At 38.1% G+C, this 25,483-nt stretch carries 28 protein-coding genes; 17 read left to right on the forward strand and 11 right to left on the reverse strand.

Annotation, left to right across the window (positions count from 1 at the left end; all coding sequences use genetic code 11):
• Positions 1-201 precede the first annotated feature (201 nt).
• A complete protein-coding gene (locus H4J50_RS01165; RefSeq protein WP_182253920.1) occupies positions 202-2,205 on the forward strand; it encodes a methyl-accepting chemotaxis protein in 2,004 nt (667 codons plus the stop codon).
• Between the two features lie 528 nt (positions 2,206-2,733).
• On the opposite strand, the gene rpsI is transcribed toward H4J50_RS01165, so the two are convergent.
• The 4 genes from rpsI to zapE form a co-directional block, all read right to left on the reverse strand.
• Complete coding sequence (gene rpsI / locus H4J50_RS01170) at positions 2,734-3,126, reverse strand: 30S ribosomal protein S9 (protein WP_081179230.1); 393 nt, start codon at positions 3,124-3,126, stop codon at positions 2,734-2,736.
• A 3-nt stretch (positions 3,127-3,129) separates the two neighbouring features.
• On the reverse strand, positions 3,130-3,558 hold the full coding sequence (rplM, locus tag H4J50_RS01175; RefSeq protein ID WP_085330301.1) for a 50S ribosomal protein L13: 429 nt from the start codon (positions 3,556-3,558) through the stop codon (positions 3,130-3,132).
• 232 nt (positions 3,559-3,790) lie between these two features.
• Positions 3,791-4,762 (reverse strand): hypothetical protein, encoded by a 972-nt coding sequence (locus H4J50_RS01180; RefSeq protein ID WP_182253922.1) that lies wholly within the window; start codon positions 4,760-4,762, stop codon positions 3,791-3,793.
• 65 nt (positions 4,763-4,827) lie between these two features.
• Positions 4,828-5,943, reverse strand: a complete 1,116-nt coding sequence (gene zapE, locus H4J50_RS01185) for a cell division protein ZapE (RefSeq protein ID WP_108457347.1) — start codon at positions 5,941-5,943, stop codon at positions 4,828-4,830.
• Positions 5,944-6,121: 178 nt separating this feature from the next.
• Between zapE and H4J50_RS01190 the strand changes: the two genes are divergently transcribed.
• The 4 genes from H4J50_RS01190 to H4J50_RS01205 all read left to right on the forward strand — a co-directional run bounded on the left by H4J50_RS01190 (position 6,122) and on the right by H4J50_RS01205 (position 10,482).
• Positions 6,122-6,574, forward strand: coding sequence for a YhcB family protein (locus H4J50_RS01190; RefSeq protein WP_108457348.1), 453 nt, complete (start codon positions 6,122-6,124; stop codon positions 6,572-6,574).
• 119 nt (positions 6,575-6,693) lie between these two features.
• The gene (locus H4J50_RS01195; protein WP_108457349.1) at positions 6,694-8,055 is read left to right on the forward strand and encodes a Do family serine endopeptidase; all 1,362 of its coding nucleotides are present in this window, start codon (positions 6,694-6,696) and stop codon (positions 8,053-8,055) included.
• A 360-nt stretch (positions 8,056-8,415) separates the two neighbouring features.
• A complete protein-coding gene (locus H4J50_RS01200; protein ID WP_108457350.1) occupies positions 8,416-9,096 on the forward strand; it encodes a glucosaminidase domain-containing protein in 681 nt (226 codons plus the stop codon).
• Positions 9,097-9,474: 378 nt separating this feature from the next.
• The gene (locus H4J50_RS01205) at positions 9,475-10,482 is read left to right on the forward strand and encodes a trypsin-like peptidase domain-containing protein (protein ID WP_182253924.1); all 1,008 of its coding nucleotides are present in this window, start codon (positions 9,475-9,477) and stop codon (positions 10,480-10,482) included.
• A gap of 79 nt (positions 10,483-10,561) precedes the next feature.
• Here the strand turns inward: H4J50_RS01205 and murA are convergent, their stop codons facing one another.
• From murA to mlaF, 7 genes are all read right to left on the reverse strand, one after another.
• Positions 10,562-11,824 (reverse strand): UDP-N-acetylglucosamine 1-carboxyvinyltransferase, encoded by a 1,263-nt coding sequence (gene murA / locus H4J50_RS01210; RefSeq protein ID WP_182253926.1) that lies wholly within the window; start codon positions 11,822-11,824, stop codon positions 10,562-10,564.
• A 27-nt stretch (positions 11,825-11,851) separates the two neighbouring features.
• Positions 11,852-12,109, reverse strand: coding sequence for a BolA family protein (locus H4J50_RS01215; protein WP_108457352.1), 258 nt, complete (start codon positions 12,107-12,109; stop codon positions 11,852-11,854).
• A gap of 24 nt (positions 12,110-12,133) precedes the next feature.
• Complete coding sequence (locus tag H4J50_RS01220) at positions 12,134-12,430, reverse strand: lipid asymmetry maintenance protein MlaB (protein WP_239059218.1); 297 nt, start codon at positions 12,428-12,430, stop codon at positions 12,134-12,136.
• 63 nt (positions 12,431-12,493) lie between these two features.
• Positions 12,494-13,132: a phospholipid-binding protein MlaC gene (locus H4J50_RS01225; RefSeq protein ID WP_182253928.1), complete on the reverse strand. Its 639-nt coding sequence runs from the start codon at positions 13,130-13,132 to the stop codon at positions 12,494-12,496.
• A 2-nt stretch (positions 13,133-13,134) separates the two neighbouring features.
• On the reverse strand, positions 13,135-13,605 hold the full coding sequence (gene mlaD / locus H4J50_RS01230) for an outer membrane lipid asymmetry maintenance protein MlaD (RefSeq protein WP_182253930.1): 471 nt from the start codon (positions 13,603-13,605) through the stop codon (positions 13,135-13,137).
• A 51-nt stretch (positions 13,606-13,656) separates the two neighbouring features.
• Positions 13,657-14,433 carry a lipid asymmetry maintenance ABC transporter permease subunit MlaE gene (mlaE, locus tag H4J50_RS01235; RefSeq protein WP_108457356.1) on the reverse strand — a complete coding sequence of 259 codons (777 nt, stop codon included), beginning with the start codon at positions 14,431-14,433 and terminating at the stop codon, positions 13,657-13,659.
• Complete coding sequence (gene mlaF, locus H4J50_RS01240; RefSeq protein ID WP_108457357.1) at positions 14,430-15,239, reverse strand: phospholipid ABC transporter ATP-binding protein MlaF; 810 nt, start codon at positions 15,237-15,239, stop codon at positions 14,430-14,432. Before mlaF ends, mlaE begins: the two co-directional genes overlap by 4 nt.
• Before the next feature lie 528 nt (positions 15,240-15,767).
• On the opposite strand from mlaF, the gene H4J50_RS01245 reads away from it, so the two are divergent.
• From H4J50_RS01245 to mgtE, 12 genes are all read left to right on the forward strand, one after another.
• A complete protein-coding gene (locus H4J50_RS01245) occupies positions 15,768-16,748 on the forward strand; it encodes a calcium/sodium antiporter (RefSeq protein ID WP_108457358.1) in 981 nt (326 codons plus the stop codon).
• Positions 16,749-16,764: 16 nt separating this feature from the next.
• Complete coding sequence (locus tag H4J50_RS01250; protein ID WP_182253932.1) at positions 16,765-17,730, forward strand: KpsF/GutQ family sugar-phosphate isomerase; 966 nt, start codon at positions 16,765-16,767, stop codon at positions 17,728-17,730.
• 1 nt (position 17,731) lies between these two features.
• Complete coding sequence (gene kdsC / locus H4J50_RS01255; protein ID WP_108457359.1) at positions 17,732-18,277, forward strand: 3-deoxy-manno-octulosonate-8-phosphatase KdsC; 546 nt, start codon at positions 17,732-17,734, stop codon at positions 18,275-18,277.
• Positions 18,274-18,840: an LPS export ABC transporter periplasmic protein LptC gene (gene lptC, locus H4J50_RS01260; RefSeq protein ID WP_108457360.1), complete on the forward strand. Its 567-nt coding sequence runs from the start codon at positions 18,274-18,276 to the stop codon at positions 18,838-18,840. The genes kdsC and lptC overlap by 4 nt, the downstream gene beginning before the upstream one ends.
• Positions 18,841-18,871: 31 nt before the next feature.
• Positions 18,872-19,351 (forward strand): lipopolysaccharide transport periplasmic protein LptA, encoded by a 480-nt coding sequence (lptA, locus tag H4J50_RS01265; RefSeq protein WP_259366129.1) that lies wholly within the window; start codon positions 18,872-18,874, stop codon positions 19,349-19,351.
• On the forward strand, positions 19,352-20,083 hold the full coding sequence (gene lptB, locus H4J50_RS01270) for an LPS export ABC transporter ATP-binding protein (protein ID WP_108457362.1): 732 nt from the start codon (positions 19,352-19,354) through the stop codon (positions 20,081-20,083).
• 60 nt (positions 20,084-20,143) lie between these two features.
• A complete protein-coding gene (locus H4J50_RS01275) occupies positions 20,144-21,649 on the forward strand; it encodes an RNA polymerase factor sigma-54 (protein ID WP_182253935.1) in 1,506 nt (501 codons plus the stop codon).
• Positions 21,650-21,684: 35 nt separating this feature from the next.
• Positions 21,685-21,972 carry a ribosome hibernation promoting factor gene (gene hpf, locus H4J50_RS01280; RefSeq protein WP_108457364.1) on the forward strand — a complete coding sequence of 96 codons (288 nt, stop codon included), beginning with the start codon at positions 21,685-21,687 and terminating at the stop codon, positions 21,970-21,972.
• 29 nt (positions 21,973-22,001) lie between these two features.
• Positions 22,002-22,454, forward strand: coding sequence for a PTS IIA-like nitrogen regulatory protein PtsN (gene ptsN, locus H4J50_RS01285; protein WP_108457365.1), 453 nt, complete (start codon positions 22,002-22,004; stop codon positions 22,452-22,454).
• 6 nt (positions 22,455-22,460) lie between these two features.
• A complete protein-coding gene (gene rapZ / locus H4J50_RS01290) occupies positions 22,461-23,315 on the forward strand; it encodes an RNase adapter RapZ (RefSeq protein WP_108457366.1) in 855 nt (284 codons plus the stop codon).
• Between the two features lie 6 nt (positions 23,316-23,321).
• Positions 23,322-23,600: an HPr family phosphocarrier protein gene (locus H4J50_RS01295; protein ID WP_182253937.1), complete on the forward strand. Its 279-nt coding sequence runs from the start codon at positions 23,322-23,324 to the stop codon at positions 23,598-23,600.
• 507 nt (positions 23,601-24,107) lie between these two features.
• The gene (gene mgtE, locus H4J50_RS01300) at positions 24,108-25,466 is read left to right on the forward strand and encodes a magnesium transporter (RefSeq protein ID WP_108457368.1); all 1,359 of its coding nucleotides are present in this window, start codon (positions 24,108-24,110) and stop codon (positions 25,464-25,466) included.
• Positions 25,467-25,483: the final 17 nt, after the last annotated feature.

Below are 25,483 nucleotides of genomic sequence, written 5' to 3' on the forward strand. Positions count from 1 at the left end.
GCATCCTTTTTTATTGTCTAATAATTAATAAACTAGCAATTATCATGGTATAGCCATTATGTAAAACACATGATATTGTTTTCTGCCAGTGCTTATGTTTTTCTGAACTTTACCGATACTATTAATAATCAGTTTAGTGTTACAACAATATCGCACTTTACACCCTTAATAATAAGAATAAATCATTAGGTATTAATTAGTATGTTCAATTTTTTAAGCCGCTCTATTATGCGCCAATTAGTGATTACTATATCTAGCGCAGTTACTGTTTTATTGGTCATTACATCCTTTTTTTTATTATCGAATATCAGCGATAACACAAGAAATCAACTTATCGCTGATATTGAAAATATCGTTACTTTACAATCTACAAAAGTAAAAGACTTCTTCGTTGCTAAAGGGCAAATAAACCATAGCATTTTTGCCAACCCACTAGTCGTAGACTGGTTTACAACATACGATGATCGACTTTCCGATATTACCGATAATAAACAGTACCAAGATGTTACACGGTACTTTAAGTACTTCTCAGAACAAGACAGCGCAATTAAGAGTGTTTTTTTTGGTAATGAAAATACTCATGAATATTTCGATTTAAATGGAAGATACAATGATGAAAAGTACTTCACAAACCGCAGACCATGGTGGTCAGACGGATTAAAAGTTGGAAAAATGCACGTTACGGATCCTGCTGTAGACAATAACGATGGTTCAGTCTCCGCTACGATTACTTCTCCTTATTATTTACCTAATGGCAAGTTATTAGGTATCGGTGGTATGGATATTCTCATTACCACCATAGGCCAAGACCTACTCGCTCCAATAAAATATAAAAACGAAGGTGAAGCCTTCTTAATTACCGATACTGGCAAGTTAGTTTTCTTCCCTGGCTTTAATGAAGATTTTAAACCTGGCGACTCAATGTCGACTGTTGATATTCAGTTTACAGATACCTTAGGTTTCTCAAAACTAGAATCTACCCTCGCTAATAACGCAAATGGTATTGCACAAGTAACTTGGCGCGGTACTCGCTACAAAGTTATCTTTAAACAAGTGAAAAGTGATTACCCTTCAATGAACTGGAAGCTCGGATTTTTAGTCCCTGAGCAATTGATATCGCAGCCAGTTGAAGCCGCTTTTTGGTCTTCTGCCATGATAGTTATCGCCATTATTATTATGATTGCTATCGTAGTGTGGTTAACCGTTTTACCCTTTGTAAAGCGTATAACCAGGCTTAAAAGTGCCATGAAAGACATTGCCGATGGCGATGGTGACTTAACACAAAGAATATCACCTTTGAAAGGTGATGAAATAGGTCAACTAGTCGATGAGTTCAACCTCTTCGTTGATTCAATCCAACAGCTCGTAAGGCAAACTATTTCTATAACTAAAGATGTTTCTTCATCAAGTGAGGCAGCTGAAATAATCGGCAGAGAAACCACCACGATTGTCGAGGCACAAAAGCGCGAAATCGATTTGGTAGCTACAGCGGCAACTGAACTGGCTCAAACCAGTATCGATATTGCAAACAACACAAATTATTCGAAAAAGTTAGTTATAAACGCTGAAGAAAAAGTTGCCTTAGGATCCGATGTTGTTAATCAGGCAACCTTTGGTATGCAAAAACTTTCTAATAATGTCGATAACGCATCGCAAGTAGTGCAACAATTAAAATCAGGCACCCAGACTATCGGGGATTTTGTCACAGTGATCAGAAGTATTGCTGAACAAACAAACTTACTCGCCTTGAATGCAGCAATTGAAGCCGCAAGAGCCGGAGAACAAGGAAGAGGCTTTGCTGTAGTTGCCGACGAAGTTCGAACCCTTGCCTCTAGAACACAAGACTCTACAACCAATATAGAACGCATTATTGAAGAACTACAAGCAACTGCGGTCAATGCGGTAAATGTTATGGAGTCTAGCTGTTTAGAAGCAGAAAACAGCGTACAACTAACACATCAAGTACAGCAGGTACTTGCAGATATTGCAGAGGTCATTGGCAAGTTCCAAAGTCAAACTTTTGAAATAGCTCAGGCTGTAGAACAACAAGCAAACGTAGCCGAAGAGGTGTCCAAAAATATTGAAAATGTTAGGGCCTTAACTGACGATACGGTCGATGTATCTGCAACGATGCAAACGAGTTTAGCTAATCTATCAGATCAATCAAATTCACTATCAAAAGTAGTTAATCAATTTAACGTTTAGCCTAACTACCCTGCTCAATTAGTTATTGAATATAGCTAGTTGAGCAAACCTTGAGTTATTTACCAAAATGACAAACTGCCCTTCTATGAAGGTTAAACTGTTTGTATTATATTTTAGCTCATTGAATTGCATTCGTTAATCATACTTAATGAACGTAACTATTTAATAATACTACTCAGCAGTACTACTCAACAGTACTTTCTAAACTAGACCTAAGTATATTCATCCAAGATGAACCGCTTAATTCATGCTAGTTCCCTGCCTGCTAATCTGATTTATTTTGCACAGTTCCATTTCTATTTACGTACACCATTCGTTATTTAAAATAATGCATTGTTAGTACCTGTGACTAGCTACATAAAATTATTAGTCTAATTTAAAATAAAAAAACTGCAGTTAATTGCGCTTTAATTGTAAGGGATGCTAAACATGAATAAAGTTGATGATGCAGCTGAAGTGGTTTATTGACTAAATTTTAAACATAAAAAAACCGGCAGAAGCCGGCTTTTGAAATACATAACGTAAATATTAACGTTTTGAAAATTGTGGCTTTTTACGAGCCTTGTGTAAACCAACTTTCTTACGTTCAACTTTACGAGCATCACGAGTAACGAAACCAGCATTACGTAGAGCACTACGTAAAGTTTCGTCAAACTCCATTAATGCACGAGTAATACCGTGACGAATTGCGCCAGCTTGACCAGAAATACCACCACCAGTTACAGTGATGTTAAAGTCAAACTTTTCTAACATTTCAACTAAGTCTAATGGTTGACGAACAACCATACGAGCCGTTTCACGACCAAAGTATACAGAAATGTCACGCTTGTTAATTGTGATTGCACCGCTACCAGCTTTCATGAACACACGAGCCGTTGAGCTCTTGCGACGACCAGTACCGTAATATTGATTATCAGCCATTGCTTAAAGCTCCAAAAGTTGTGGTTGTTGTGCTGTATGTTTATGTTCAGTACCCGCGTAAACTTTAAGTTTACGGAACATTTCACGACCTAAAGGACCTTTAGGTAACATACCCTTAACTGCGAATTCAATCACGCGCTCTGGAGCTTTTTCGATTAGCTTTTCAAAGCTAATTTGCTTAAGACCACCAACAAATTCTGTATGCGAGTAGTAAATTTTACCCTTCGCTTTATTACCAGTTACTCTTACTTTCTCAGCATTGATAACAACGATGTAATCGCCAGTATCTACATGAGGAGTATATTCTGCTTTATGCTTACCGCGTAAACGGCTTGCAATTTCAGTAGCGATACGACCTAAAGTTTTATCTTCGGCGTCCACTAAGAACCATTCGCGTTGTACGCTTTCTGGTTTAGCTACAAAAGTTTTCATTAAAAAACCCAATTATATAAATGTTACTTAAATAATAACTTAAGAAAACCTCAAGTTATCCGTTAAAAGACTACGCTATTGCCCCTTCGAGCATCGAGTCCGTTGCCGGTCCTCTGGAAAAAGAACAAGCTTTGTAACGTAGGGAGGCAGGATTATACAGAACAACGTTGAAAAGATCACGCCTATTTTTTAATCTTTTTCCATTCCACGCTAAATAAGAGTTAATATTACGCTAAGGTGCATTATACGCGGCACTCAAACGCATTTTATTCTCATCTAACGTGCTCAACTGTAGCTTAATATAACTAGACATATGAGTTTCAATTCGTGAAGTCAGCTCAGGATAAAGCGCTTTAATTTGCATCAAAGCTGATATGGTTGCTAACTTATAAGCTTGGCTAGCCAACATGCTTGCATCTTGAGCATAAATGGGTCGCCAATATTTGTCAGTCAAAGGTTTATTGGTTGCCTTTTTATACGCCTTATTTATGTTTTTCATCAGTAAAGTGCCATATTGATAGCCCTCACTAATTTCTGTTAAAGCTATTATTGCTTGTTCATCTTGTGCAATTCTGGCATATATTTCTGCGTCAATTATATTAGCAAATGGTGCTTGTCTCTCAATAAAAGCACTGGTGAAATACTTATTGACCACACGCATAGAAAATAAATCTGCTCGCCAAACATTTTGTTGAGTTAAATGGTTAGTTTTCCAAGGTAACATTGGCTGTTCATCAGCAGGGGATTGTTTTGATGTTGTGGCAGCGTGTTGGCATAATTTGCTGGTGATATCTGGGTGGTAATGTTGAATTACTTCTAAACGTCTTTTGTATGCAAAGGCATAAATTTTACTAAAAGTGAGATAATGCAGCTTATTAGTGTTTTGTAATAATAGCTTGTCATTGTCGTCTGTAAGCTCTTCATTCATTATCGCTTGATCAATAATATATTGATTAAATAATGGAAAGCCTGAGTTAATCGCGTTTGAAACCCCTAATTGCTTTTGACTACAAGCAGAGTTGAATAGCTGAGCTCGCCAAACTAAATACTCACTCTGCCACATAGCTTTAAAAGCTTGAGGTAAATATTTTTTTGTTATAGCAGAAGCTTTTCTGAATGGATTATCTGTAGCCTCAGTTGGCAAACTTATCGATACAAACACAATAAATACGGTGGATAAAAGTATTGTTTTATTATTAATCATTTTTAAATTTCATTTTATTGTTGTTTGTTGTTTACTCATACGGAGATTTACCATCATAAAAAATATTAAGGTAAATGCTCGCTAGCTAAATAACTATGTGACTGCATCTCTTGTAGTCGGCTTAAGCAGCGCTTGAACTCGAAGGTTAAACGACCCTCTAGATATAAGCACTCTAGTGCAACCTCTGCTGAAATAATTAATTTAACATGGCGCTCATAAAACTCATCGACTAAAGCAATAAATCGGCGCGTACTATCATCATTATCAACCCCCATCTGAGTAACGTTGGCTAATAAAACCGTATGATACAAGCGACTTAGTTCCATGTAATCACGTTGGCTTCGAGCAGACTCACATAATGTAGAAAATTCAAAATGCACTACGCCATCTGATTCCTGTACTGTGGTCAGTGGGCGGTTATTAATCGTAATGATTTTATTTTTTTGACCCGCATCAAGCGATAGTTGCTGAAAATAATGTATTAAATTATCATCCGCTTTTTGGTCTAAAGGAAAATGAAATAACTCAGCTTGCTCTAAAGTACGAAGTCGATAATCAACACCACTATCGACGTTGATCACATCACAGCATTTATTGATTAGTTTTATTGCCGGCAAGAAACGTTCGCGCTGCAAGCCATTGCGATACAATTCATCGGGAATAATATTTGACGTGGCAACTAAGGTAACATTGTGGGCAAATAATTCTTCAAATAGAGTGCCTAAAATCATCGCATCGGTAATATCTGAAACAAAGAATTCATCAAAACAAATAATGCATGTTTCATCAGCAAAACGTTTAGCTATAAGTTTTAATGGATCAGACTGTCCTTGCAATGATTTTAACTCTTCATGAACACGATGCATAAAGCGATGAAAGTGAACTCTCATTTTATTTTTAAAAGGTAAGCAATCGTAGAATGTATCAACTAGATAGGTTTTTCCACGACCAACACCACCCCAAAAATAAATACCTTTTACGATTTTTACTTCTGGTTTAGCAACAACGCGCTTCCAACTATTTAAGACTTTTTTAAAGCCAGTTACCGGTAATGGCTGACTAATTAAATCGTCATACAAGCGTTGTAAATTTTTGACCGCATTTTCCTGAGCTGCATCAAAATGAAAATCATCGCGAGTTAAATCTTGAGTATACTTTCCTATTGGAGATAATTTAATCATTTAACAGTCACTTTATAAGTACTAACTTTATTTTTATAACCTTTACACATACTACACTTGAAAAATATTTGTTTGTAAATATATTCATTAGGAAAGTAGCGTGAAGCACGTTATATTACATTGGATTGAAGGTTATTTTCTCTAATTTTTTCCATGAATACAATGAAGGTAAAGAAATATGAATGTTGTTTTAGGTCTCGGACTATTTATCGTTGGCGCAATTGTCGGTTTTTTTGTTAACAGAACGCTTTTTTCATCGGCACAGGAAACACAAAAACTCGCTGCCAAAGCTAGTCAAAGTGAATCAGAATTAGCACAATATAAATTAGATGTCGCAGAGCATCTTGAAAATTCAACAAATTTACTTGAGCAAATGAATAGCACTTGCCAAGTCGCAATGGCTCAAATGTCGCAAAGCACGCAATTGTTGCAACAGGTTACTCCTGAGAATATTGAAAATATGCCTTTTTTCTCTAAAGAAACTCAAGAGCAATTAGCGCAAACCGTGAACTTACGACATAACAAAAACTTGCGTAAAAATGATGAAACCGCATCGGAGGCTCCGTTAGATTATTCAGGTGCACCAAGCGGATTGTTTGATGACAAGAAACAAAGTGTTACAAATAGCTAGGAACCAATGTTTTAATTTCATGTCTTCTATTGAGTGAAAGCAACAGGATTAATACTACGAATAAAGCCAAGTATTAATCCTGTTGCTTATAAATAATTTAATTAGGAGTTTTCTGTTATATGAAAAATTTATCAGTTTTAATTAATACTGTTTTACTTTCCACTACCCTTGCCATGGCAAGCTTGCCCTTACAAGCAGCAATGCCTCAATCTGTAAATGGTCAAACAATGCCAAGCCTCGCTCCAATGTTGGAACAGGTAACACCTGGCGTTGTACTTATTTCTGTACGTGGCACTCATGAAGTTGAGCAACGTGTACCAGAAGCCTTTAAATTTTTCTTCGGCAACCCTCGCCAAAATCAAGGCCAACAAAAAGAACGTCAATTTCGTGGTTTAGGATCGGGAGTTATTCTCGATGCTGATAAAGGTTACATAGTGACTAACAGCCATGTAATAAATGATGCCGACGAAATTCAAATAACCTTAAAAGATGGCCGTCAACTTGAAGCAAAAAAAATAGGTGGAGACGAAGCAAGCGATATTGCTTTACTTCAAATAGTAGCAGATGACTTAGTTGCGGTTAAAATAGCTGACTCAGATCGGATACGTGTTGGTGACTTCGCTGTCGCTATTGGTAGCCCTTTTGGCTTAGGTCAAACGGTAACTTCAGGGATAGTCAGTGCACTAGGTCGTAGTGGTCTAAATATTGAGAATTACGAAGATTTCATTCAAACCGATGCGGCTATTAATAGCGGTAATTCCGGTGGTGCCTTAATCAACTTACGCGGCGAACTTATTGGCATTAATACTGCTATCTTAGGTCCTAATGGCGGAAACGTAGGTATTGGGTTTGCCATTCCAAGTAACATGGTACAAAACCTAGTTAATCAAATTATTGAATTTGGCGAAGTTAGACGTGGTGTTTTAGGTGTTGCTGGTCGCAGCGTTACGAGTGAAATTGCAAAAGCAATGGAACTTGATGTGAGTCAAGGTGCATTTGTTGAGCAAGTAACAAAAGACTCAGCGGCTGATGATGCTGGTATACGTGCCGGTGATGTTATTACTAAAATTAATGGAAAAATGATTAAAACCTTTAATGAGCTTAGAGGTAAAATTGGTTCAATTGGTGCTGGAAAAACCATAAAAATTACGGTGATAAGAAAAGATGGCAAAGAGAAAACCTATAACGTCACACTAAAAAAATCTGAAATGGCTAAAATAGAAGCGGTAAGTTTACATCGCATGCTTGATGGCGCTGAACTAGAAAATGATGATAAGAGTAATGGCATACTCGTTTCTGAAATAGCTGATAATAGCCCCGCTGCCTCATTGGGTCTTCGAAAAGGCGACATTATCAATGGTATTAACCGTCAACGTATTAATAATATAGGCGAGTTACGCAGCTACTTAAATGATCACAAAGGTGTTTTTGCACTTAATATTCAACGGAACAATTCATCTTTATTTTTAATGATACGTTAATATTACCTGAGTTCACTTGATGACTATTCATCACTGTTAAGTTCAAGATAAAGCCTGTCAATCGACAGGCTTTTTTATGTTAGTTGTTTGACCCGTCCTAAATAAGGTTTGCACTTTGCCAATTGGACTAGTTTATTGATACGAGTCTGTTCAAAAAATCATGCAGGATATCGGCTAACTAAATCTAATATTTTAAGATCAGTAAGCTCATTTAAAAACCTTATTTAATGAAGCTTATTTTACCTTTAAAGTCTTTAGCGCTATGCATGCATATAAGCATAAACTGTCAATAATCGAGCAGATTAACTTATGTGTTATCATAGGCTATCTTGTTACCTACAATTTAATGAAAGGCTATATATGAAATTAACCTCTTTTCAATCAAAAATTTTAGTTGTACTTATTTCTATATTTTTAGTATCAGCAGTCATTTACTTTTACACGGCAAAAGACACCACACTGCCAAAAATGACAGTACAAGAAAAAAAGGCCCGTTTTAAAGCGCTTATAATACCCGCGGTAGACGAAGTCTACGATGAACTTATGGTGCAGTATAAAGACGTTGCAGCTTCACTAAAATCAGGTGATAACGCCGATGATATAGCTGACCTAAAAGTGGAATATAAAGCAACTAGTGATGCAGAACTTTTAAGAGCGCTTAAGCCTCACCCTAAAAGTATTGCCATTGCACAAGCTGCCATGGAAAGTTCTTGGGCGACATCTCGCTTTTTTAGAGAAGCTTATAATATTTTCGGTGTATGGTCGTTTGATGAAGACGAACCGAGAATCGCTGCCTTACAAAAACGTGGGGATAAAACCATCTGGGTTAAAGAATATTCTTCAGTAAAAGCATCAGTTAGCGATTACTATCGTACTATAGCCCGCGGTGATGCGTTCAAAGAGTTTAGAATATTAAAAATGAAAACAGATGACCCATTCGCTTTAGTTAAAAAATTAGATCGTTACTCTGAAAAGGGTGCTGAATATGGCCATGAATTAACGTCAATAATTAAGTTTAATAAATTCAATCAGCTTAATTAATATAAATAACCATCGCGTAGCTTAACCTAAGCACATAACATTTTAGTTTAAGCTACGCTTACCTTTCACATTCACCCCCTACTCTCAGCCGTGAATATATTGCTATTGGCATTTAAATAATAATTAATTGCACTTGTTTACCCTGTATTTGTTGATGATACATTAACGATTCCTCGTTCATTTACCCATTCACCATGATTTAAAAAAACAGACTTGGACAAAGAAAACCTACAAATACATCACCCTATATTCTTAATAGAAAACTGTATTACGGCAAAGAGTTTATGTTAATCTACAAAAAATAGACCAATAAAAATTATTCCGTTGAAAATAATCAATAGCCTTAAATTTATCCTTCGTTCTGCCAGTTATGGTGTAATGTTTGCTGTAGTTCTTTTGTTACTAGTCCCTGAGCTACGTGAACAAAACATAGTGCCTTGGAAGGTGTTCTCTACTTCAGAGACGAGCCAACAACCGTTATCTTATGCCAAGGCGGTTCGCTTAGCCGGTCCTGCAGTGGTTAATATATATACCGAAGATATTCAAGTTAACCCTACTTATGGTCGTCAATCACGTAAAGTCACACGTTTAGGCAGTGGCGTTATCATGCATGAGCAAGGCTATATTTTAACTAATTATCATGTTGTGCAAAGTGCAGATCTAATTGTAGTGGTATTACAGCGTGGTCAAGAACTTCATGCCGAGCTTATTGGCTACGATGTGCTAACTGACCTTGCTGTATTGAAAGTGCACGACAATAACTTACCCGTAATACCACAAATTAGTACATTAACTTCACAAGTCGGTGATGTGGTATTAGCCATAGGCAACCCATTAAATCTTGGCCAGACGGTTACACAAGGTATTGTAAGTGCAACAGGACAAAGCGGTTTAAGCACTAGCTATTTGCAGTTTCTTCAAATGGATGCTGCCATAAATGAAGGTAATTCTGGTGGTGCGCTTATCAACTCTAACGGTGAGTTAGTGGGTATTAATTCAAGAAAATTTACTCAAGCCAATCCTAACTTAAATATTCAAGGGATCTTTTTTGCTGTGCCTTATCAATTAGCTCGCACTGTTATGCTGAAAATTATTGAGCATGGACGAGTTGTTCGTGGGTGGCTAGGTGTAGATGCAAATGACTCTGTTACTAATCTTAAAGGCTTTATTATCGGCGCGATAACACCAAACAGCCCAGCGTTCGAAGCTGGATTGCAGTCAGGTGATGTGGTTTATCAAATTGACGACATTCGGTTATTGAACGCCAAGCAAGGTTTAGATGTTGTCGCAGAGGCCGCTCCAGGAAGCATATTAAGCTTTATGATCTCTCGCAATAATCAACTATTAACGTTACCTGTCACCATAGCTGAAGTTCCAAAACAGTAACTTTATTGTGCTTGATAAATAAAAATCCCAGCAAGTAGCTGGGATTTTTTATGGTCTATTTCGAATGTTTTTTTGAAGTTTAGTTGGCTTTAATACGCGTTATATTTGCACCAAGCGCTTGCAGTTTGTCTTCAATTTTTTGATAACCACGATCAATATGATAAATTCGATCGACTTGTGTTTCAGTATTTGCGACCAACCCAGCAATAACTAGACTTGCAGATGCACGTAAATCTGTTGCCATAACCTGAGCACCATTTAATTGCTCTACACCCGTACTAATAGCAGTGTTACCTTCAAGAGTAATTTTTGCCCCCATGCGCTGTAACTCAGGCACATGCATAAAACGGTTTTCAAATATTGTTTCGGTGGTAGTTGCCGTGCCTTCAGCTATAGCATTTAGCGCAACAAATTGTGCCTGCATATCGGTTGGAAATGCTGGATGAGGTGCAGTGCGAATGTTAACCGCTTTGGGTCTAGAGGTCATTTCAAGCTCAATCCAGTCATCACCTGTGGTAATTGACGCACCCGCTTCTTGTAACTTACTCAGTACAGCATCTAAAGCTTTAGGATCAGTATTTAAACACCTTACTTTACCTTGTGTTACAGCTGCAGCAACTAAAAACGTACCCGTTTCTATGCGATCAGGCATAACTGAATAGCTTTCACCTTGCAGTTTTTCTACACCCGTAATGGTTAAAGTGTCAGTACCTGCACCTAAAACGATGGCACCCATACTATTTAAGCAGTTGGCTAAATCGACAATTTCAGGTTCACGCGCCGCATTTTCGATGATAGTAACACCATCAGCTAGTGCAGCTGCCATCATTAAGTTTTCAGTGCCTGTAACACTAACGGTGTCCATAAAAATGGTCGCACCTTTAAGTCGACCAGCATTGCGGGCAATGATATAACCATTTTCAACTTCTATGTCAGCTCCCATTAACTTCAAACCATGAATATGTAAGTTAACGGGGCGAGCACCAATAGCACAACCTCCTGGCAATGACACTTCAGCATGACCAAAACGGGCAAGTAAAGGACCTAAAACCAGAATAGATGCCCGCATAGTTTTCACTAATTCATAAGACGCGCGACAATGGTCAATGTTACTAGCATCAATCATTAAACTACTCTCATTTACCCATTGGCATTTAGCACCAAATTGAGACAATAATTTAATTGTAGTTTCTATATCGTTAAGCTTTGGTACATTGGAAAAAGTAACCGGCGTTTCTGATAATAGTGAGGCCATTAGAATAGGTAATGCCGCATTTTTTGCGCCAGAGATAGTCACTTCGCCGTGTAGTGGTTTTCCACCAATAATTTTAAATGCGTCCAAGAGTATGTTCTTTTTTGTTTGGGTGAATTAAAGAGGTAAGTTAAACATTTTTTCACGTTGCCAAACAGACGTTGTGAAAGTTTTAATAGAAACCGCGTGGATGAGGCCGTCATTAATAACTTGTGTTAAAGGGGCGTAAATAGTTTGCTGTTTTTTCACACGACTTAAGTCACCTAAAAAATCTGCCACAGCAATAATTTTACATTGTGAGCCATCAAATGCCACATGAATTTCGTCTAATTCAATCGCATCGGTTATGAGTTTTTCTATGTCTTTTACTTCCACTTTCTGCTCCAAATAGCGTCTAGATTAGTTATTTTCTATCGGTAATAATGTATCAACTGCACTTAATTTTGCTAACTTTAATAAGTCATCAGGCAAATTAACCAAGCTAATTTTACAAGATTTACTTGTTGCTAATTCTATCAATAATAGAATCCAGGCTAAGCCTGCTGTATCAATCTGGCTTACCTTAGCCAAGTCAATAACAATACATTCTTGGTTGACCAATTGACGGTATTTTTTATCAAATGCACGGGTTATTGTAGCACGCGTTAATGCACCACTAAAAATTGCTTTTTTATCTACTTGTTCGACATCTATCATTTTAATCAATTAACAACCCTTAATACGTTATTTCATTTGTTTGCATAAAATAACTCATTCAATTTATTGTTTGAACTCAATATTTTTTTGACTTTTTTCTTTCAACATTTCGGTCACATGCGATAAACCTTTTTGTCGAATTAAGCTGCTTAACTCAGCCTGCTTGCTGTCTAGTAAGCTAATACCTTCTGCAACCATGTCGTATGCTTTCCAATCGCCTGTTTTTTTATGCTTACGCACACGAAAAGAGATATCAATAGGTGGACGTCCAGGCTCTAAAACGCTAGTTGCTACAGAAACTACGCGCTCATCAGTAAAATCTTTTGGCGGTGCAAACTCTACTTTTTGGTTATTGTATAAAGTAAAAACCTGTGCATAAGAAGTAATAAGGTATTCACGAAATGCTGGCACAAACTCAGCACGCTCGGTTTTATTTGTTTTCTTAAAGTTACTGCCAATAACTTTATAAGCCGCATATTGATAATTTATGTAAGGCATAAGTTCTTCACGAACAATAGTCTTCAATAAATTAGGTTCTACTTGTATCGCCGCTTGTTCATTAGCAAAACGTTTGAAGGTAATATCCGCAACCGTTTTAATCATTTGGTAAGGATCTTTTTTATTAACTTCCTCAGCACTAACTCCAGTTGAGACGGCTAAAAAAGTAATACATAAAATTAAATGCTTAATCAAACTATTCATTATTAATCACCACTACCTTGACCAAATAAAAATTGCCCAATCAGTTCTTCTAACACTAACGCCGGTTTTGTATCTTCGATATAGTCACCGGGTTGCAAGGTCTCAACTGACGAATGAATAAATCCCGGCAACAAGCCAACATATTGTTCACCCAACAAACCAGCCGTTAAAATTGACACTGAAGTTGCTTCTGAAAAATTGTCATATTCTGCAAAAATGTCTAAAGTGACCACTGGCGTATAGTCTTCTCGATCTAATGCAATATTACTTACACGACCAACGACAACCCCACCAACTTTTATCGGTGAACGGACTTTTAAACCACCAATATTATCAAATTTAGCATACAGCTGATAAGTGCTACCACTGCCTGATATACCGCTATCAGCAACTTTTAACGCAAGCATTAACAATGCAGCAATACCAATTGCAGCAAATAAACCAACCAATAACTCTATTTTTTTCGACGCCATGTCTTCCACCAAGTTCAAATATTATTTAACTAAATAACCGCTTTGCTAATTTTAATTTGCAAACATTAATGCGGTTAATACAAAATCTAAGCCTAAAACTAGTAGTGATGATTGCACTACCGTAGAGGTTGTTGCTCTACTGATACCTTCAGATGTTGGCTCACAAGAATAACCTTTGTAAACCGCGATCCAAGTAACCACAAAAGCAAACACCACACTTTTAATAATGCCATTTAAAATGTCTTTCTCGAACGACACTTGTGACTGCATAACAGACCAGAATGTGCCGCTATCAACACCTAACCAATCTACACCAACAATGTGTGCGCCTAGAATACCAACGGCTGAAAATATTGCCGCTAATAACGGTAAGCTGATAAAGCCCGCCCAAAACCGAGGGGCTACTACACGACGCAAAGGATCTACCGCCATCATTTCAAGACTAGACAATTGTTCGGTTGCTTTCATCAAACCTATTTCGGCCGTCAATGCTGAACCCGCTCTACCTGCAAACAATAATGCGGCAACTACAGGCCCTAGTTCACGTAATAAAGACAATGCCACCATTGGCCCTAAGCTAGCTTCAGCGCCATAGCCTACTAAAATAGTATAACCCTGTAAGGCGAGTACCATGCCAATAAATAAGCCTGACACTAAAACAATGATTAACGATAAAACACCAACAGAATACAGTTGTTTCATCAATAACGGAAAACCCTTACGTGGGTTAGGAATATGCATCAATGCAGAGGCCAGCATTAATAAAGCTCTACCTAAACCAGAAATTTGGTCAATTATAGTACGACCGAAAAGTTGTAGTTGGTTCACTTATCAACCCCTTGGCCAATTAATTCTTCGCTATATGAAGCTGCAGGGTAGTGAAATGGTACAGGACCATCAGCTTCACCTTTAACAAACTGCTGCACTAAAGGTGACGTTTGAGCGTAAATCTCTTCCGGCGTACCTTGACCAATAATTTTTTGTTCCGCAATAATATAGATATAATCGGCAATGCTCATCACTTCAGGGACATCATGAGAAACCACAACTGAAGTTAAGCCTAATGCTTGACCTAATTCACGTATTAAACGCACAATTACACCCATAGAAATAGGGTCTTGACCAGCAAATGGCTCATCATACAGAATCAATTCTGGATCAAGCGCAATTGAGCGAGCAAGTGCTGCACGCCTAGCCATACCACCGGAAAGCTCACTTGGGCGTAAATTTCTTGCACCACGTAAACCAACGGCCTCTAGTTTCATTAGCACCATTTTTTCAATAACATCTTCTGATAATTCAGTATGCTCACGAATAGGAAAAGCGATATTGTCATAAACACTCATATCTGAAAACAATGCGCCACTTTGAAAAAGCATACTCATGCGCTTACGTATTTCATATAATGCATTACGCGAAAGCTTAGGAATATCGTGACCGTCAAATAATATTTGTCCGGATTCTGGTTTGATTTGCCCACCAATAAGTCGCAGCAGGGTTGTTTTCCCAATACCACTAGGACCCATTATTGCTGTAACCTTCCCTTTAGGAATAGACAAACTAATGCCATCATAAATGACACGTTCGTTACGCTTAAAAGTCATGTTTTTGATATTAACTAAAATTTCAGACATATTAGTTGAGATAACACCAGGTTAATGATTGCTTATATAATGGAATTCTAACGCAGCGCAACACGTCAGTCATTACAAATTAGTAAATATTTAGTAGGAAAAGAGTAAGTAAAAGTATGTAAATGTAACCAAGCCGAGTAAATGTGCTTGTGCGCATTACTTTATATGACAAACTACTGTGAGTAATTTGAGCTAAATCTGCAATTCAAAATCAACCAATGTATTTTCACAAATTTATGTTCAATCAGCGTGCCAATAATATCAGAAAACGTTTATAATGCCCGCTGCGCAATATAATGACGCCAAATCAGTATTAATTGGCTGTCATCAGTTATCATCAATGGTTTATTATTCAAGCGTAAAGCATACATGCAAAAAATGAGTTAGCTGGTTTTTTACAGCATATTAGACATTAAGCAATACCGACGCGAAGTGATAATAGTTAAGCCGCTGTAGAGATTTGATTCATTATTTTAATTGATATTATTTCATCATCAAAAATTATTTTTACCCAAACAGGAGTTTTGAATGTTAATTCAAATTTTGATCTTATTACTTTCACTAATCATTTTAGTGTGGAGTGCAGACAAATTTGTATTTGGTGCTTCGGCATTAGCACGCAACCTTGGTATTTCTCCAATGATTATTGGTTTAACTATCGTTGCTATGGGCTCTTCAGCTCCTGAAATGATGATCGCTGCAACGGCCTCTTTGCAAGGAAATCCTGATACCGCCATTGGTAACGCGATAGGTTCAAATATTACCAATATTGCTTTAGTTCTTGGCTTAACTGCACTGTTTAACCCATTGACTGTCTCATCGTCCACGATCAAACGTGAAATACCTCTCATTTTAATTATTACGGCTATAGCAACATACATGCTAGCTAATAGTAACTTTAGTTTTAATGAAGGTTTAATTCTAATTATTGGCTTTGTACTCTACATTGCGACCTTACTCTTCGTGACATTAAAACGCTCAAAAGAAAACCCTATTGATGACAAAATGGTAATAGAAGCAGAACAAGAAGTACCTGATGGTGTGAGTACCAAGCACTCGGTTATATGGCTTATTGTCGGTATGATTTTACTGCCGTTAAGTGCCAGCTTCTTAGTAGACTCTTCTATTTTTATAGCGAAAGCCTTTGGTATTAGCGACCTTGTTATTGGCTTAACGGTAATCGCCATTGGTACCAGCCTACCTGAACTAGCAGCCAGTATTATGAGTATTATTAAAAAAGAAGATGATCTAGCCCTTGGTAATATTATTGGTTCAAATATATTTAATATATTAGCTGTGTTGTCGCTTGCGGGATTAATTTCTCCAGGCAATATTGATAACGCCGCTGCCGTGCGCGACGCTCCATTTATGCTAGCAACCACCTTCTTATTATTTATACTTTGTTTTAGTCGTGGTGGAAAGTTTCGCATCACGCGCGCGAAAGGGTTACTATTATTAGCCGTCTTTATTGGTTATCAAGTGTTACTTTTTAGTCAAATTAACGCTTAAAAATTGGTCTTTAGTCATGAAAAACTTTAAACAATTAGCACTGAATGTAATTCATATTGAGCAACAAGCTATTGCTGAGTTAACGCAATTTATCGACGACGACTTTGCACAGGCTTGTGAGCTAATGTTTAATTGTCGAGGTCGTGTTATCGTCATTGGCATGGGAAAATCTGGTCACATTGGTGGCAAAATTGCGGCTACTTTAGCCAGTACAGGTACACCTTCATTTTTTGTTCATCCCGGTGAAGCAAGTCATGGTGATCTTGGCATGGTCACCATTGATGATGTCGTATTAACCATTTCTAACTCAGGTGAAACGGGTGAAGTATTGGCGATTATTCCTGTTCTTAAGCGCATTGGCGCCAAAATAATTGCCATGACCGGCAAGCCCGACTCTACACTTGCTAAACTTGCCGATACCCATGTCTGTGTAAAAGTATCACAAGAAGCTTGTCCGTTAGGGCTAGCACCAACATCAAGCACAACAGCCACTTTAGTCATGGGTGATGCTTTAGCCGTTGCTTTACTTAACGCGCGTGGTTTTACCGCCGACGACTTTGCTTTATCGCATCCCGGTGGTAGCCTTGGTAAAAGATTATTATTACGCTTAGCCGACATAATGCACAAAGATGAACGACTCCCAACGGTGACACAAAGTGCTAAAATAAAAGATGCCTTAGTTGAGATGTCGTTGAAAGGCTTAGGCATGACGGCTGTGGTTGACAGTGACAACATACTTGTCGGTCTTTTTACTGATGGTGATTTACGTCGTATTTTAGATGCTGAAATTAATATTCATCAAGATAGCATCACCAGTGTAATGACAAAAAATCCACTGGTAGCTAAACAAGATATGTTAGCGGCAGAAGCATTGAAAATTATGGAAGACAAAAAAATTAATGGCTTAATTATCGTCAACGATAATAATCAGCCAATTGGCGCGATGAATATGCATGACTTATTGAAATCAGGAGTGCTATAAATTGGACAGTTTATACGGAAAAGTTTCGCCAAGTGTTTGGCAAAAAGCACAAAAAATCAAACTCTTTGTTTGTGATATTGACGGCGTTTTTTCTGATGGCCGTATTTATTTAGGTAACAATGGTGAAGAATTAAAAGCTTTTCATACCAAAGATGGATATGGCATTAAAGCGCTAGGGGCTAGTGGTGTTGATGTTGGTGTAATTACAGGCAGAAAATCCAATATCGTACAAACTCGTATGACCGCATTAAACGTAAAACATATAGTGCAAGGCGAAGAAAACAAACTGCCAGCGTTGAAAGCAATGCTCGCTTCATTAAAGTTAAAGCCAGAACAAGTGGCTTACATCGGCGATGATATGCCTGACTTCGATTGTCTAAACTATGTTGGTTTTAGCATTGCAGTAAATGATGCACATCCCGCCATTTTAAACTTGTGTGACTACATAACTTATACCCGCGGTGGTTTTGGTGCGGTACGAGAAACCTGCGATCTTATTATGCAAAGCCAACAGACTTTAGCTAATGCGTCAGGTGCAAGTATATGAATCGCATAACTATTGCGACAATAGCACTTTTTTTACTCGCCTTAACAACCTACGGCATACTCGAATGGTTTGGCGCAGAAAAACAAACCAGCAATATTCTCGAAAGTGCCAATCAGCCAGAATTTATTGCTGAAAACCTCAACAGTGATGTTTACAAATCAACAGGCCCATTATCCTATAATGTTGAAGCCCAACGAATGGAACATTATGCTCAATTAGAGGTCACACACTTTGAATACCCACGTTACACCTTGTATCCAAAAAACAATAAACCGACTTGGCAAATAACCGCCAATGAAGGCACGCTATATAATAATAATCGTGTAAAATTAAAAAATCGCGTACGTTTAATCGCCACTGATGAAGAAAGTTTAATACAGGAAGTACACGGAAAAAATCTAGAAATGGACTTAAAAACAAATATTATCAGCTCAGAGCAAACAATCTTAATATTAGGTAAAGGATTTACTATGTATGGCTCAGGATTAATTGTAGACTTAAACACAACACAGATGACATTGACTGAACATGTACAAACCATTTATAAAAAAATTAAAAAATAACCTTATTTATTTTTCTGCATTTGCATTATTAATGCCGGCAGTAAATGCTGAAAAATTCGATGTTGACCAAGAAATTAAAATTTCTTCTTCACGCCAAGCAGCTGATCTGAAAAATAAAATATTCAGTTATATTGATAATGTCATTATCTCTCAAGGTTCGCTGACAATTAATGCCGAACTCGTACAGGTGATAACTCAAGATAAAAGCAATAATAAAATTTATATTGCGAAAGGTTCTCCTGCGACATTTGAGCAAACGCTGCAAGATGGTAGCCCTATCAATTTACAAGCCAATGAAATTCGTTATGAACCTGATTTGAATACGGTTGTTATTTCAGGTAATGCTTTGTTACGCCAAGAAGGTAGTGAAGTAAGTGGCAGTAAAATCACCTATAACTTCGAGACTGAATATGTCAATGCCGAAAGCTTAGAAAATGCTAAGGTTGAAACAGTATTGCAGCCAAAAAATAAAACTGAACCGCCAAAAAAATCTAAGGACAAGCAAGAGTAAATGTCTACTTCAACATTATCAGCCATTGGCCTTGCAAAAGCCTACAAAGGCAGAAAAGTCGTTAAAAACGTTAGTATGAAGGTTTCTGCTGGACAAATTGTTGGCTTATTAGGACCAAATGGCGCGGGTAAAACCACTTCGTTTTACATGATCGTTGGCTTAGTTAATAACGACAGTGGCTCAATTATTTTAAATGACGAAGATTTAACCTTATTGCCCATGCATGAACGTGCCCGCAAAGGTATTGGTTATCTACCTCAAGAAGCTTCAATTTTTCGCAAACTAACGGTTTATGACAACATAATGGCGATTTTACAAACCCGTAAAACGCTAACCGACGTTGAAAGAGAAGAAAAACTTGAGCATTTATTAGAAGAATTTAACATTGGTCATATCAAAGACAACCTCGGCATGAGCCTGTCTGGTGGTGAACGTCGACGAGTTGAAATAGCGCGAGCTTTAGCTGCAGATCCTAAATTTATTCTCCTTGATGAACCTTTTGCTGGTGTTGATCCAATTTCGGTAGGTGATATAAAAAAAATTATCCTACACTTAAAAGAACGTGGCATAGGTATCTTAATTACCGACCATAATGTACGTGAAACCCTCGATGTCTGTGAGCACGCCTATATTGTTAGTCACGGCGAGCTTATTGCCGAAGGTAACTCTACTGAAATACTTGCAAATCAACACGTAAGAGATGTATACCTTGGTGAACAATTCACGCTATAGTGAATAACAGACTTACTCGGTAACATACTAATGTACTTGAACAGGGAAAAGAAAACGTAAATGCGTCCTACTCTGCAACTCCGTATCGGACAACAATTAACGATGACCCCGCAATTGCAGCAGGCTATCAAGCTGTTGCAATTATCGACCTTGGATTTACAACAAGAAATTCAAGAAGCTCTTGAAAGTAACCCTTTACTTGAAGTTGATGAATCTCCCGACAACAATTCAGAAAACACCCCTGACAATTTAGAAGAAGCATACTCCGCTGGTATTGGCGATAGCGTAGAAATATCCTCAGATGGCAGCGAAGATTCTGCACCGACTATTGATGAAATAAGTTCATCAGAAGGCTTAGCAAAAACTGACATACCCGAAGAATTAAATAGTGATACAACGTGGGATGACAACTTTAGTGCCAGTGCGAGCAGTGGCGGTGTTGGTCATGCATCAGAAGATTATACCTATCAGGGTGAAACAAAAGACTCCTTACAAGACCATCTTATTTGGCAAATGGAACTAACACCATTTAGCGATACCGATAGAACAATTGCTATCGCTATTATTGAAGCTATAGATGATGCCGGCTACCTAACAGTTTCTGCAGACGAGATATTAGAAAGCGTAGGCATTGATGGTGTTGAACTTGATGAAATTGAAGTAGTGCTTAAACGGATTAACGTTTTTGATCCGGTGGGCGTAGCGGCTCGTTCAATTCCAGAGTGTTTACTTATTCAGCTCAACCAATTTTCAAAAGATACGCCTTGGCTCGCTGAAAGTAAGTTAGCGGTAACTGAGCATATCGAATTATTGGGTAATCGCGATTATCGCCAATTGATGCGAAAGTTACGCATTAAAGAAGACCAATTACGTGAAGTTATTCGCTTAATACAATCATTAGACCCTCGCCCGGGCGATAGTGTTATCAAGAGTGAAGAACAGTATGTTATTCCTGACGTGTCGGTTGAAAAGAAAAATGGTCGCTGGACTGTAGAGCTAAACCCAGACACAGCACCTAAGTTATCAGTAAATCAACAATATGCTGCCATGTCTCGCTCGATGAAATCATCAGCAGACAGTCAATTTATTCGCTCGAACTTGCAAGAAGCTAAATGGTTTATCAAAAGCCTTGAAAGCAGGAACGATACCTTGTTAAAAGTGTCCAATTGTATTGTACAGCGCCAGCAGGGTTTCTTTGAACATGGCCCTGAAGCTATGCGACCTATGGTTTTAAATGATATTGCCGAAGCGGTAGATATGCACGAATCGACTATTTCTCGTGTTACTACACAAAAGTATATGCATACACCCAGAGGCATTTTTGAGCTTAAATACTTCTTCTCTAGCCATGTAAGTACTGAAAATGGTGGTGAATGCTCATCAACCGCTATTCGTGAGTTAATTAAAAAACTTGTTGCCGCCGAAATACCCGCAAAGCCATTAAGCGACAGTAAAATCGCCGATATCTTGGCCGAACAAGGCATTAAAGTAGCAAGACGCACTATTGCCAAGTATCGAGAGTCACTCTCTATACCGCCGTCAAATCAACGTAAAAGCCTATTGTAGGCAGTCTTAATCACCAAAAAAGAGGAATGAAGCTTATGCAAATTAATCTTACTGGACACCATGTCGATGTTACCGACTCATTACGTGATTATGTTAATGCTAAATTTGAAAAAATAGAGCGCCACTTTGAACACATTAATAATGTACATGTGGTACTAACGGTTGAAAAATTGAACCAGATCGCTGAATCTACTGTGCATTTAACGGGCTCTGAGGTTCACGCTAAGGCTGAACATAACGATATGTACGCATCAATTGATGCATTAATTGATAAATTAGATCGCCAAATTTTGAAATACAAAGGCAAAATCAACAAGCATTAGCGCCAAGTCGCTTTAGGTTTTATAAGTTTATGAAGTTGCAAGATATCCTAACCCCGGAATGCACTATTTGTGCAGCACCGGGTTCCAGTAAAAAACGTATTCTAGAATACTTAAGTAGTCTGGCCGCTGAAAAATTGGTTGAACACGATACTTTTCAGCTACTAGAAAGCCTAGTTAAGCGCGAAAGAATGGGTTCTACCGGCATAGGAAATGGCATAGCGATACCGCATGGACGTTTAGATAATTCTACCCAACCCATTGCGGTGGTTATTACCACAGAAGAGCCGATAGATTTTGATGCGATAGATAATCGTCCTGTGGACATTTTTATTGCTTTATTTGTGCCCGAAAATGAATGCCAAAATCACCTGTGTACATTACAAAGTATCGCAAAAATTTTTCGTGAAAAACAATTTTGCAAACAAGTGCGTAAATGCCAAAGTAACCAAGAGCTGTTTCAGCTAATCCAACAGGCGAGTTAAGTCCCCATGAAGTTAATTATAGTCAGTGGTCGTTCAGGATCAGGTAAAAGTGTTGCATTACGCGTATTAGAAGATCTGGGCTACTATTGTGTAGATAACATACCGGTTAATTTGTTACCCGCTTTAATTCATACCGTCATTAATGATTATGAAAATGTTGCCGTCAGCCTAGATGTTCGAAACCTACCTGCTGATCCTAACGATGTACCCGAAATTATAGAATACTTACCTAATGCAGTAGAGTTAAGTTTACTTTATTTAGATGCCGACGATAGTGACCTTATCCGTCGTTTCAGCGAGACACGACGCTTACATCCGCTAATTAGACAAAATATAGCCTTAGACCAAGCCATAGCCTTAGAAAAAAAGCTTCTTGAACCTATCGCAAGTCGCGCACATTTATATATCAACACTAGCCAACTATCACCACATCAGCTGGCCGACTTAGTTAGAGAGCGTATACTAGGTAAAAAATCGGGTTCTATGGTGGTTGTTTTTGAATCTTTTGGCTTTAAACATGGCGTACCACAAGATGCAGACTATGTATTTGATGCGCGATTTTTACCTAACCCATTTTGGGATAAAGAACTTAAGGGCTTCACCGGATTAGATAAACCTGTGCAAGATTTCCTTGCTAGCCAACCTATTGTGACAAAGTTTATTTGGCAAATAAATAGCTTCATGATGACCTGGTTACCGCATCTAGAACGAAATAATCGCAGTTATATTACTATAGCGGTTGGTTGTACCGGCGGTATGCATCGCTCTGTATATATCACCGAATTACTCGCAAATAATATGCGTAAAGAACGTAAAGACGTGCAGTCTCGTCATCGCGATTTACCTGTTGCCACAACGTAACTTGCTATGAGCACACAAGCCAGCCGTTATGTTCTCATCATCAACAAGCTTGGGCTTCATGCCCGAGCGGCTTCTAAACTCGCACAATTAAGTCAAAAGTTTACCGCAAAAGTCACCATTGAATTAGACGACAATCATGCTGACGCTAACAGTATTATGGGCATAATGCTGCTTGCAGGTGCACAAGGTAAAACCGTTAAGGTAATTGCTACGGGTGAAGACGCTGAATTAGCACTCGAAGAAATTTGCCAACTTTTCAGCAACAAATTTGATGAAGCCGAGTAGCAAAACTCATATTTATTGTCGGCACCGTTAAGTCAATAAAAAAGCTGCGAAATATCGAAAATTACGGTAAACTCAACGCGTTAAATATTAACATTCGATACCATATAAAATAATGAATTAGCTAACTTATCGTTAAAGTTGGGAATTTAGCACAATCGAATTACCTCAAGCATATTCATTCTCGGCTTTGCCTGTAAAGTCGAAATGCATTACATATTCATTTAGTCGAATTTTCACTCATTTGGTATAATTTAATAGAAAGTTAATAATTGTCATTTATCATCGGGCTGTTTAACTTTTTTGGTTAATTTTTTTGGTTCAAGTTTACGAGACTAAAGTAACCTTAATTAACCTCAAAATAATGTAGTTTTCAATTATATATGGCGTACTCACACGTTAATTTGATTGTAATGCATAATATTCAGGTGCTAAATACCATATTAAACACCTGACAGTAAGTTCAACATCCTTAACAGTTTTCGTTTTGTAGCGGCAAAAGGTAAAAGTATGCCGGAAGTTTCCGAACAAGAATATAGTCACCAACGCCTCCAGCAGGTTAATGATGCCCTCGATAGCGGTATGTTTGTCTATGTCCGCAAGTTATTGCAAGACATGCCAGCTTACGACCTTGCCTTACTTTTAGAGTCATCTCCGACCAAAAGCCGTATGGCTCTTTGGCAGTTAATTGATGCTGATCATCATGGTGATGTTCTTGAAGAGCTAAACGAAGAAGTTCGAAAAGGTATTCTTAAAAACATAAATCCAGAAAAGCTAGCTGCTGTTGCAGAAGGGATGGATGTTGATGATTTAGCCGAAGTTTTTCGAACATTACCAGACAGTGTTTACCAAGAAGTGCTTAACGCAATGGACTGGCAAGATCGCAGTCGTGTAGAAGCAGCACTTTCATTCGAGGAAGACACAGCCGGCGGTATTATGAATACCGATACTATATCCATTCGTCCTGATGTGACAGTGGATGTGGTGTTACGTTATTTACGCTTACGGGGTGAGTTACCCGAAGCGACTGACTCTTTTTATGTTGTTGACCGTGAAGATCATTTCATCGGCGCTGTTTCATTATCATCCATAGTAACAGCGAAAGCAGAAACCATTATTTCTAGCCTCATCGATAAAGATATTCAGGCAATTACTGCTGATATGAATGAAAAAGATGTCGCGAAACTCTTTGAACGTTACGATTGGTTTTCGGCTCCTGTTATCGATCAAGAAGGTCGACTACTCGGTCGTATTACCGTTGATGATGTCGTTGATATTATTCGTGAAGAAGCCGAACATTCCATGATGAGTATGGCGGGTCTAGATGACGAAGCTGATACTTTCGCCCCGGTATTAAAAAGTACGCAACGTCGCTCTATTTGGTTAGGCGTAAATTTAATTACTGCGCTTATGGCTGTTGCCGTTTCGAGTATGTTTGAAGGTATTTTAAACCAATTAGCCATTTTAGCTGTGCTTAACTCGCTTGTGCCGAGTATGGGGGGTGTTGCGGGTAATCAAACGTTAACACTTGTTATTCGTGGTATGGCGTTAGGGCATGTTGGTGAAAGTAACTCACGCATTTTATTATACAAAGAACTAGCCATCGGTTTTTTTAATGGTTTAATTTGGGCGGTGTTAATTGCCTCTGTGGTCGCTATATGGCAACAAAACCTCATGCTAGGTGCCATTATCGCTTTTGCGATGTTAATGAATATGACCGCAGCCGGTATTGCTGGTGTTACTGTGCCATTAATGCTGAAAAAGATGAATATTGATCCCGCATTAGCCGGTAGTGTTATTTTAACTACAGTTACCGACGTTGTTGGTATCTTTGCCTTTTTAGGCACAGCAACCTTAATGTTAGGGTAACAAAAAAGCTGACAGTT

The organism is Colwellia sp. 6M3 (assembly GCF_014077595.1).
Taxonomy (GTDB): Bacteria; Pseudomonadota; Gammaproteobacteria; order Enterobacterales; family Alteromonadaceae; genus Cognaticolwellia.

What these genes read in the sequence shown, in the direction of transcription:
- H4J50_RS01165 (WP_182253920.1), top strand. Translation starts at nt 202, where the DNA reads ATGTTCAATTTTTTAAGCCGCTCTATTATGCGCCAATTAGTGATTACT.
- rpsI (WP_081179230.1), bottom strand. Translation starts at nt 3,126, where the DNA reads ATGGCTGATAATCAATATTACGGTACTGGTCGTCGCAAGAGCTCAACG.
- rplM (WP_085330301.1), bottom strand. Translation starts at nt 3,558, where the DNA reads ATGAAAACTTTTGTAGCTAAACCAGAAAGCGTACAACGCGAATGGTTC.
- H4J50_RS01180 (WP_182253922.1), bottom strand. Translation starts at nt 4,762, where the DNA reads ATGATTAATAATAAAACAATACTTTTATCCACCGTATTTATTGTGTTT.
- zapE (WP_108457347.1), bottom strand. Translation starts at nt 5,943, where the DNA reads ATGATTAAATTATCTCCAATAGGAAAGTATACTCAAGATTTAACTCGC.
- H4J50_RS01190 (WP_108457348.1), top strand. Translation starts at nt 6,122, where the DNA reads ATGAATGTTGTTTTAGGTCTCGGACTATTTATCGTTGGCGCAATTGTC.
- H4J50_RS01195 (WP_108457349.1), top strand. Translation starts at nt 6,694, where the DNA reads ATGAAAAATTTATCAGTTTTAATTAATACTGTTTTACTTTCCACTACC.
- H4J50_RS01200 (WP_108457350.1), top strand. Translation starts at nt 8,416, where the DNA reads ATGAAATTAACCTCTTTTCAATCAAAAATTTTAGTTGTACTTATTTCT.
- H4J50_RS01205 (WP_182253924.1), top strand. Translation starts at nt 9,475, where the DNA reads ATGTTTGCTGTAGTTCTTTTGTTACTAGTCCCTGAGCTACGTGAACAA.
- H4J50_RS01220 (WP_239059218.1), bottom strand. Translation starts at nt 12,430, where the DNA reads ATGATAGATGTCGAACAAGTAGATAAAAAAGCAATTTTTAGTGGTGCA.
- H4J50_RS01225 (WP_182253928.1), bottom strand. Translation starts at nt 13,132, where the DNA reads ATGAATAGTTTGATTAAGCATTTAATTTTATGTATTACTTTTTTAGCC.
- mlaD (WP_182253930.1), bottom strand. Translation starts at nt 13,605, where the DNA reads ATGGCGTCGAAAAAAATAGAGTTATTGGTTGGTTTATTTGCTGCAATT.
- mlaF (WP_108457357.1), bottom strand. Translation starts at nt 15,239, where the DNA reads ATGTCTGAAATTTTAGTTAATATCAAAAACATGACTTTTAAGCGTAAC.
- H4J50_RS01245 (WP_108457358.1), top strand. Translation starts at nt 15,768, where the DNA reads ATGTTAATTCAAATTTTGATCTTATTACTTTCACTAATCATTTTAGTG.
- H4J50_RS01250 (WP_182253932.1), top strand. Translation starts at nt 16,765, where the DNA reads ATGAAAAACTTTAAACAATTAGCACTGAATGTAATTCATATTGAGCAA.
- lptC (WP_108457360.1), top strand. Translation starts at nt 18,274, where the DNA reads ATGAATCGCATAACTATTGCGACAATAGCACTTTTTTTACTCGCCTTA.
- lptA (WP_259366129.1), top strand. Translation starts at nt 18,872, where the DNA reads ATGCCGGCAGTAAATGCTGAAAAATTCGATGTTGACCAAGAAATTAAA.
- lptB (WP_108457362.1), top strand. Translation starts at nt 19,352, where the DNA reads ATGTCTACTTCAACATTATCAGCCATTGGCCTTGCAAAAGCCTACAAA.
- H4J50_RS01275 (WP_182253935.1), top strand. Translation starts at nt 20,144, where the DNA reads ATGCGTCCTACTCTGCAACTCCGTATCGGACAACAATTAACGATGACC.
- hpf (WP_108457364.1), top strand. Translation starts at nt 21,685, where the DNA reads ATGCAAATTAATCTTACTGGACACCATGTCGATGTTACCGACTCATTA.
- ptsN (WP_108457365.1), top strand. Translation starts at nt 22,002, where the DNA reads ATGAAGTTGCAAGATATCCTAACCCCGGAATGCACTATTTGTGCAGCA.
- rapZ (WP_108457366.1), top strand. Translation starts at nt 22,461, where the DNA reads ATGAAGTTAATTATAGTCAGTGGTCGTTCAGGATCAGGTAAAAGTGTT.
- H4J50_RS01295 (WP_182253937.1), top strand. Translation starts at nt 23,322, where the DNA reads ATGAGCACACAAGCCAGCCGTTATGTTCTCATCATCAACAAGCTTGGG.
- mgtE (WP_108457368.1), top strand. Translation starts at nt 24,108, where the DNA reads ATGCCGGAAGTTTCCGAACAAGAATATAGTCACCAACGCCTCCAGCAG.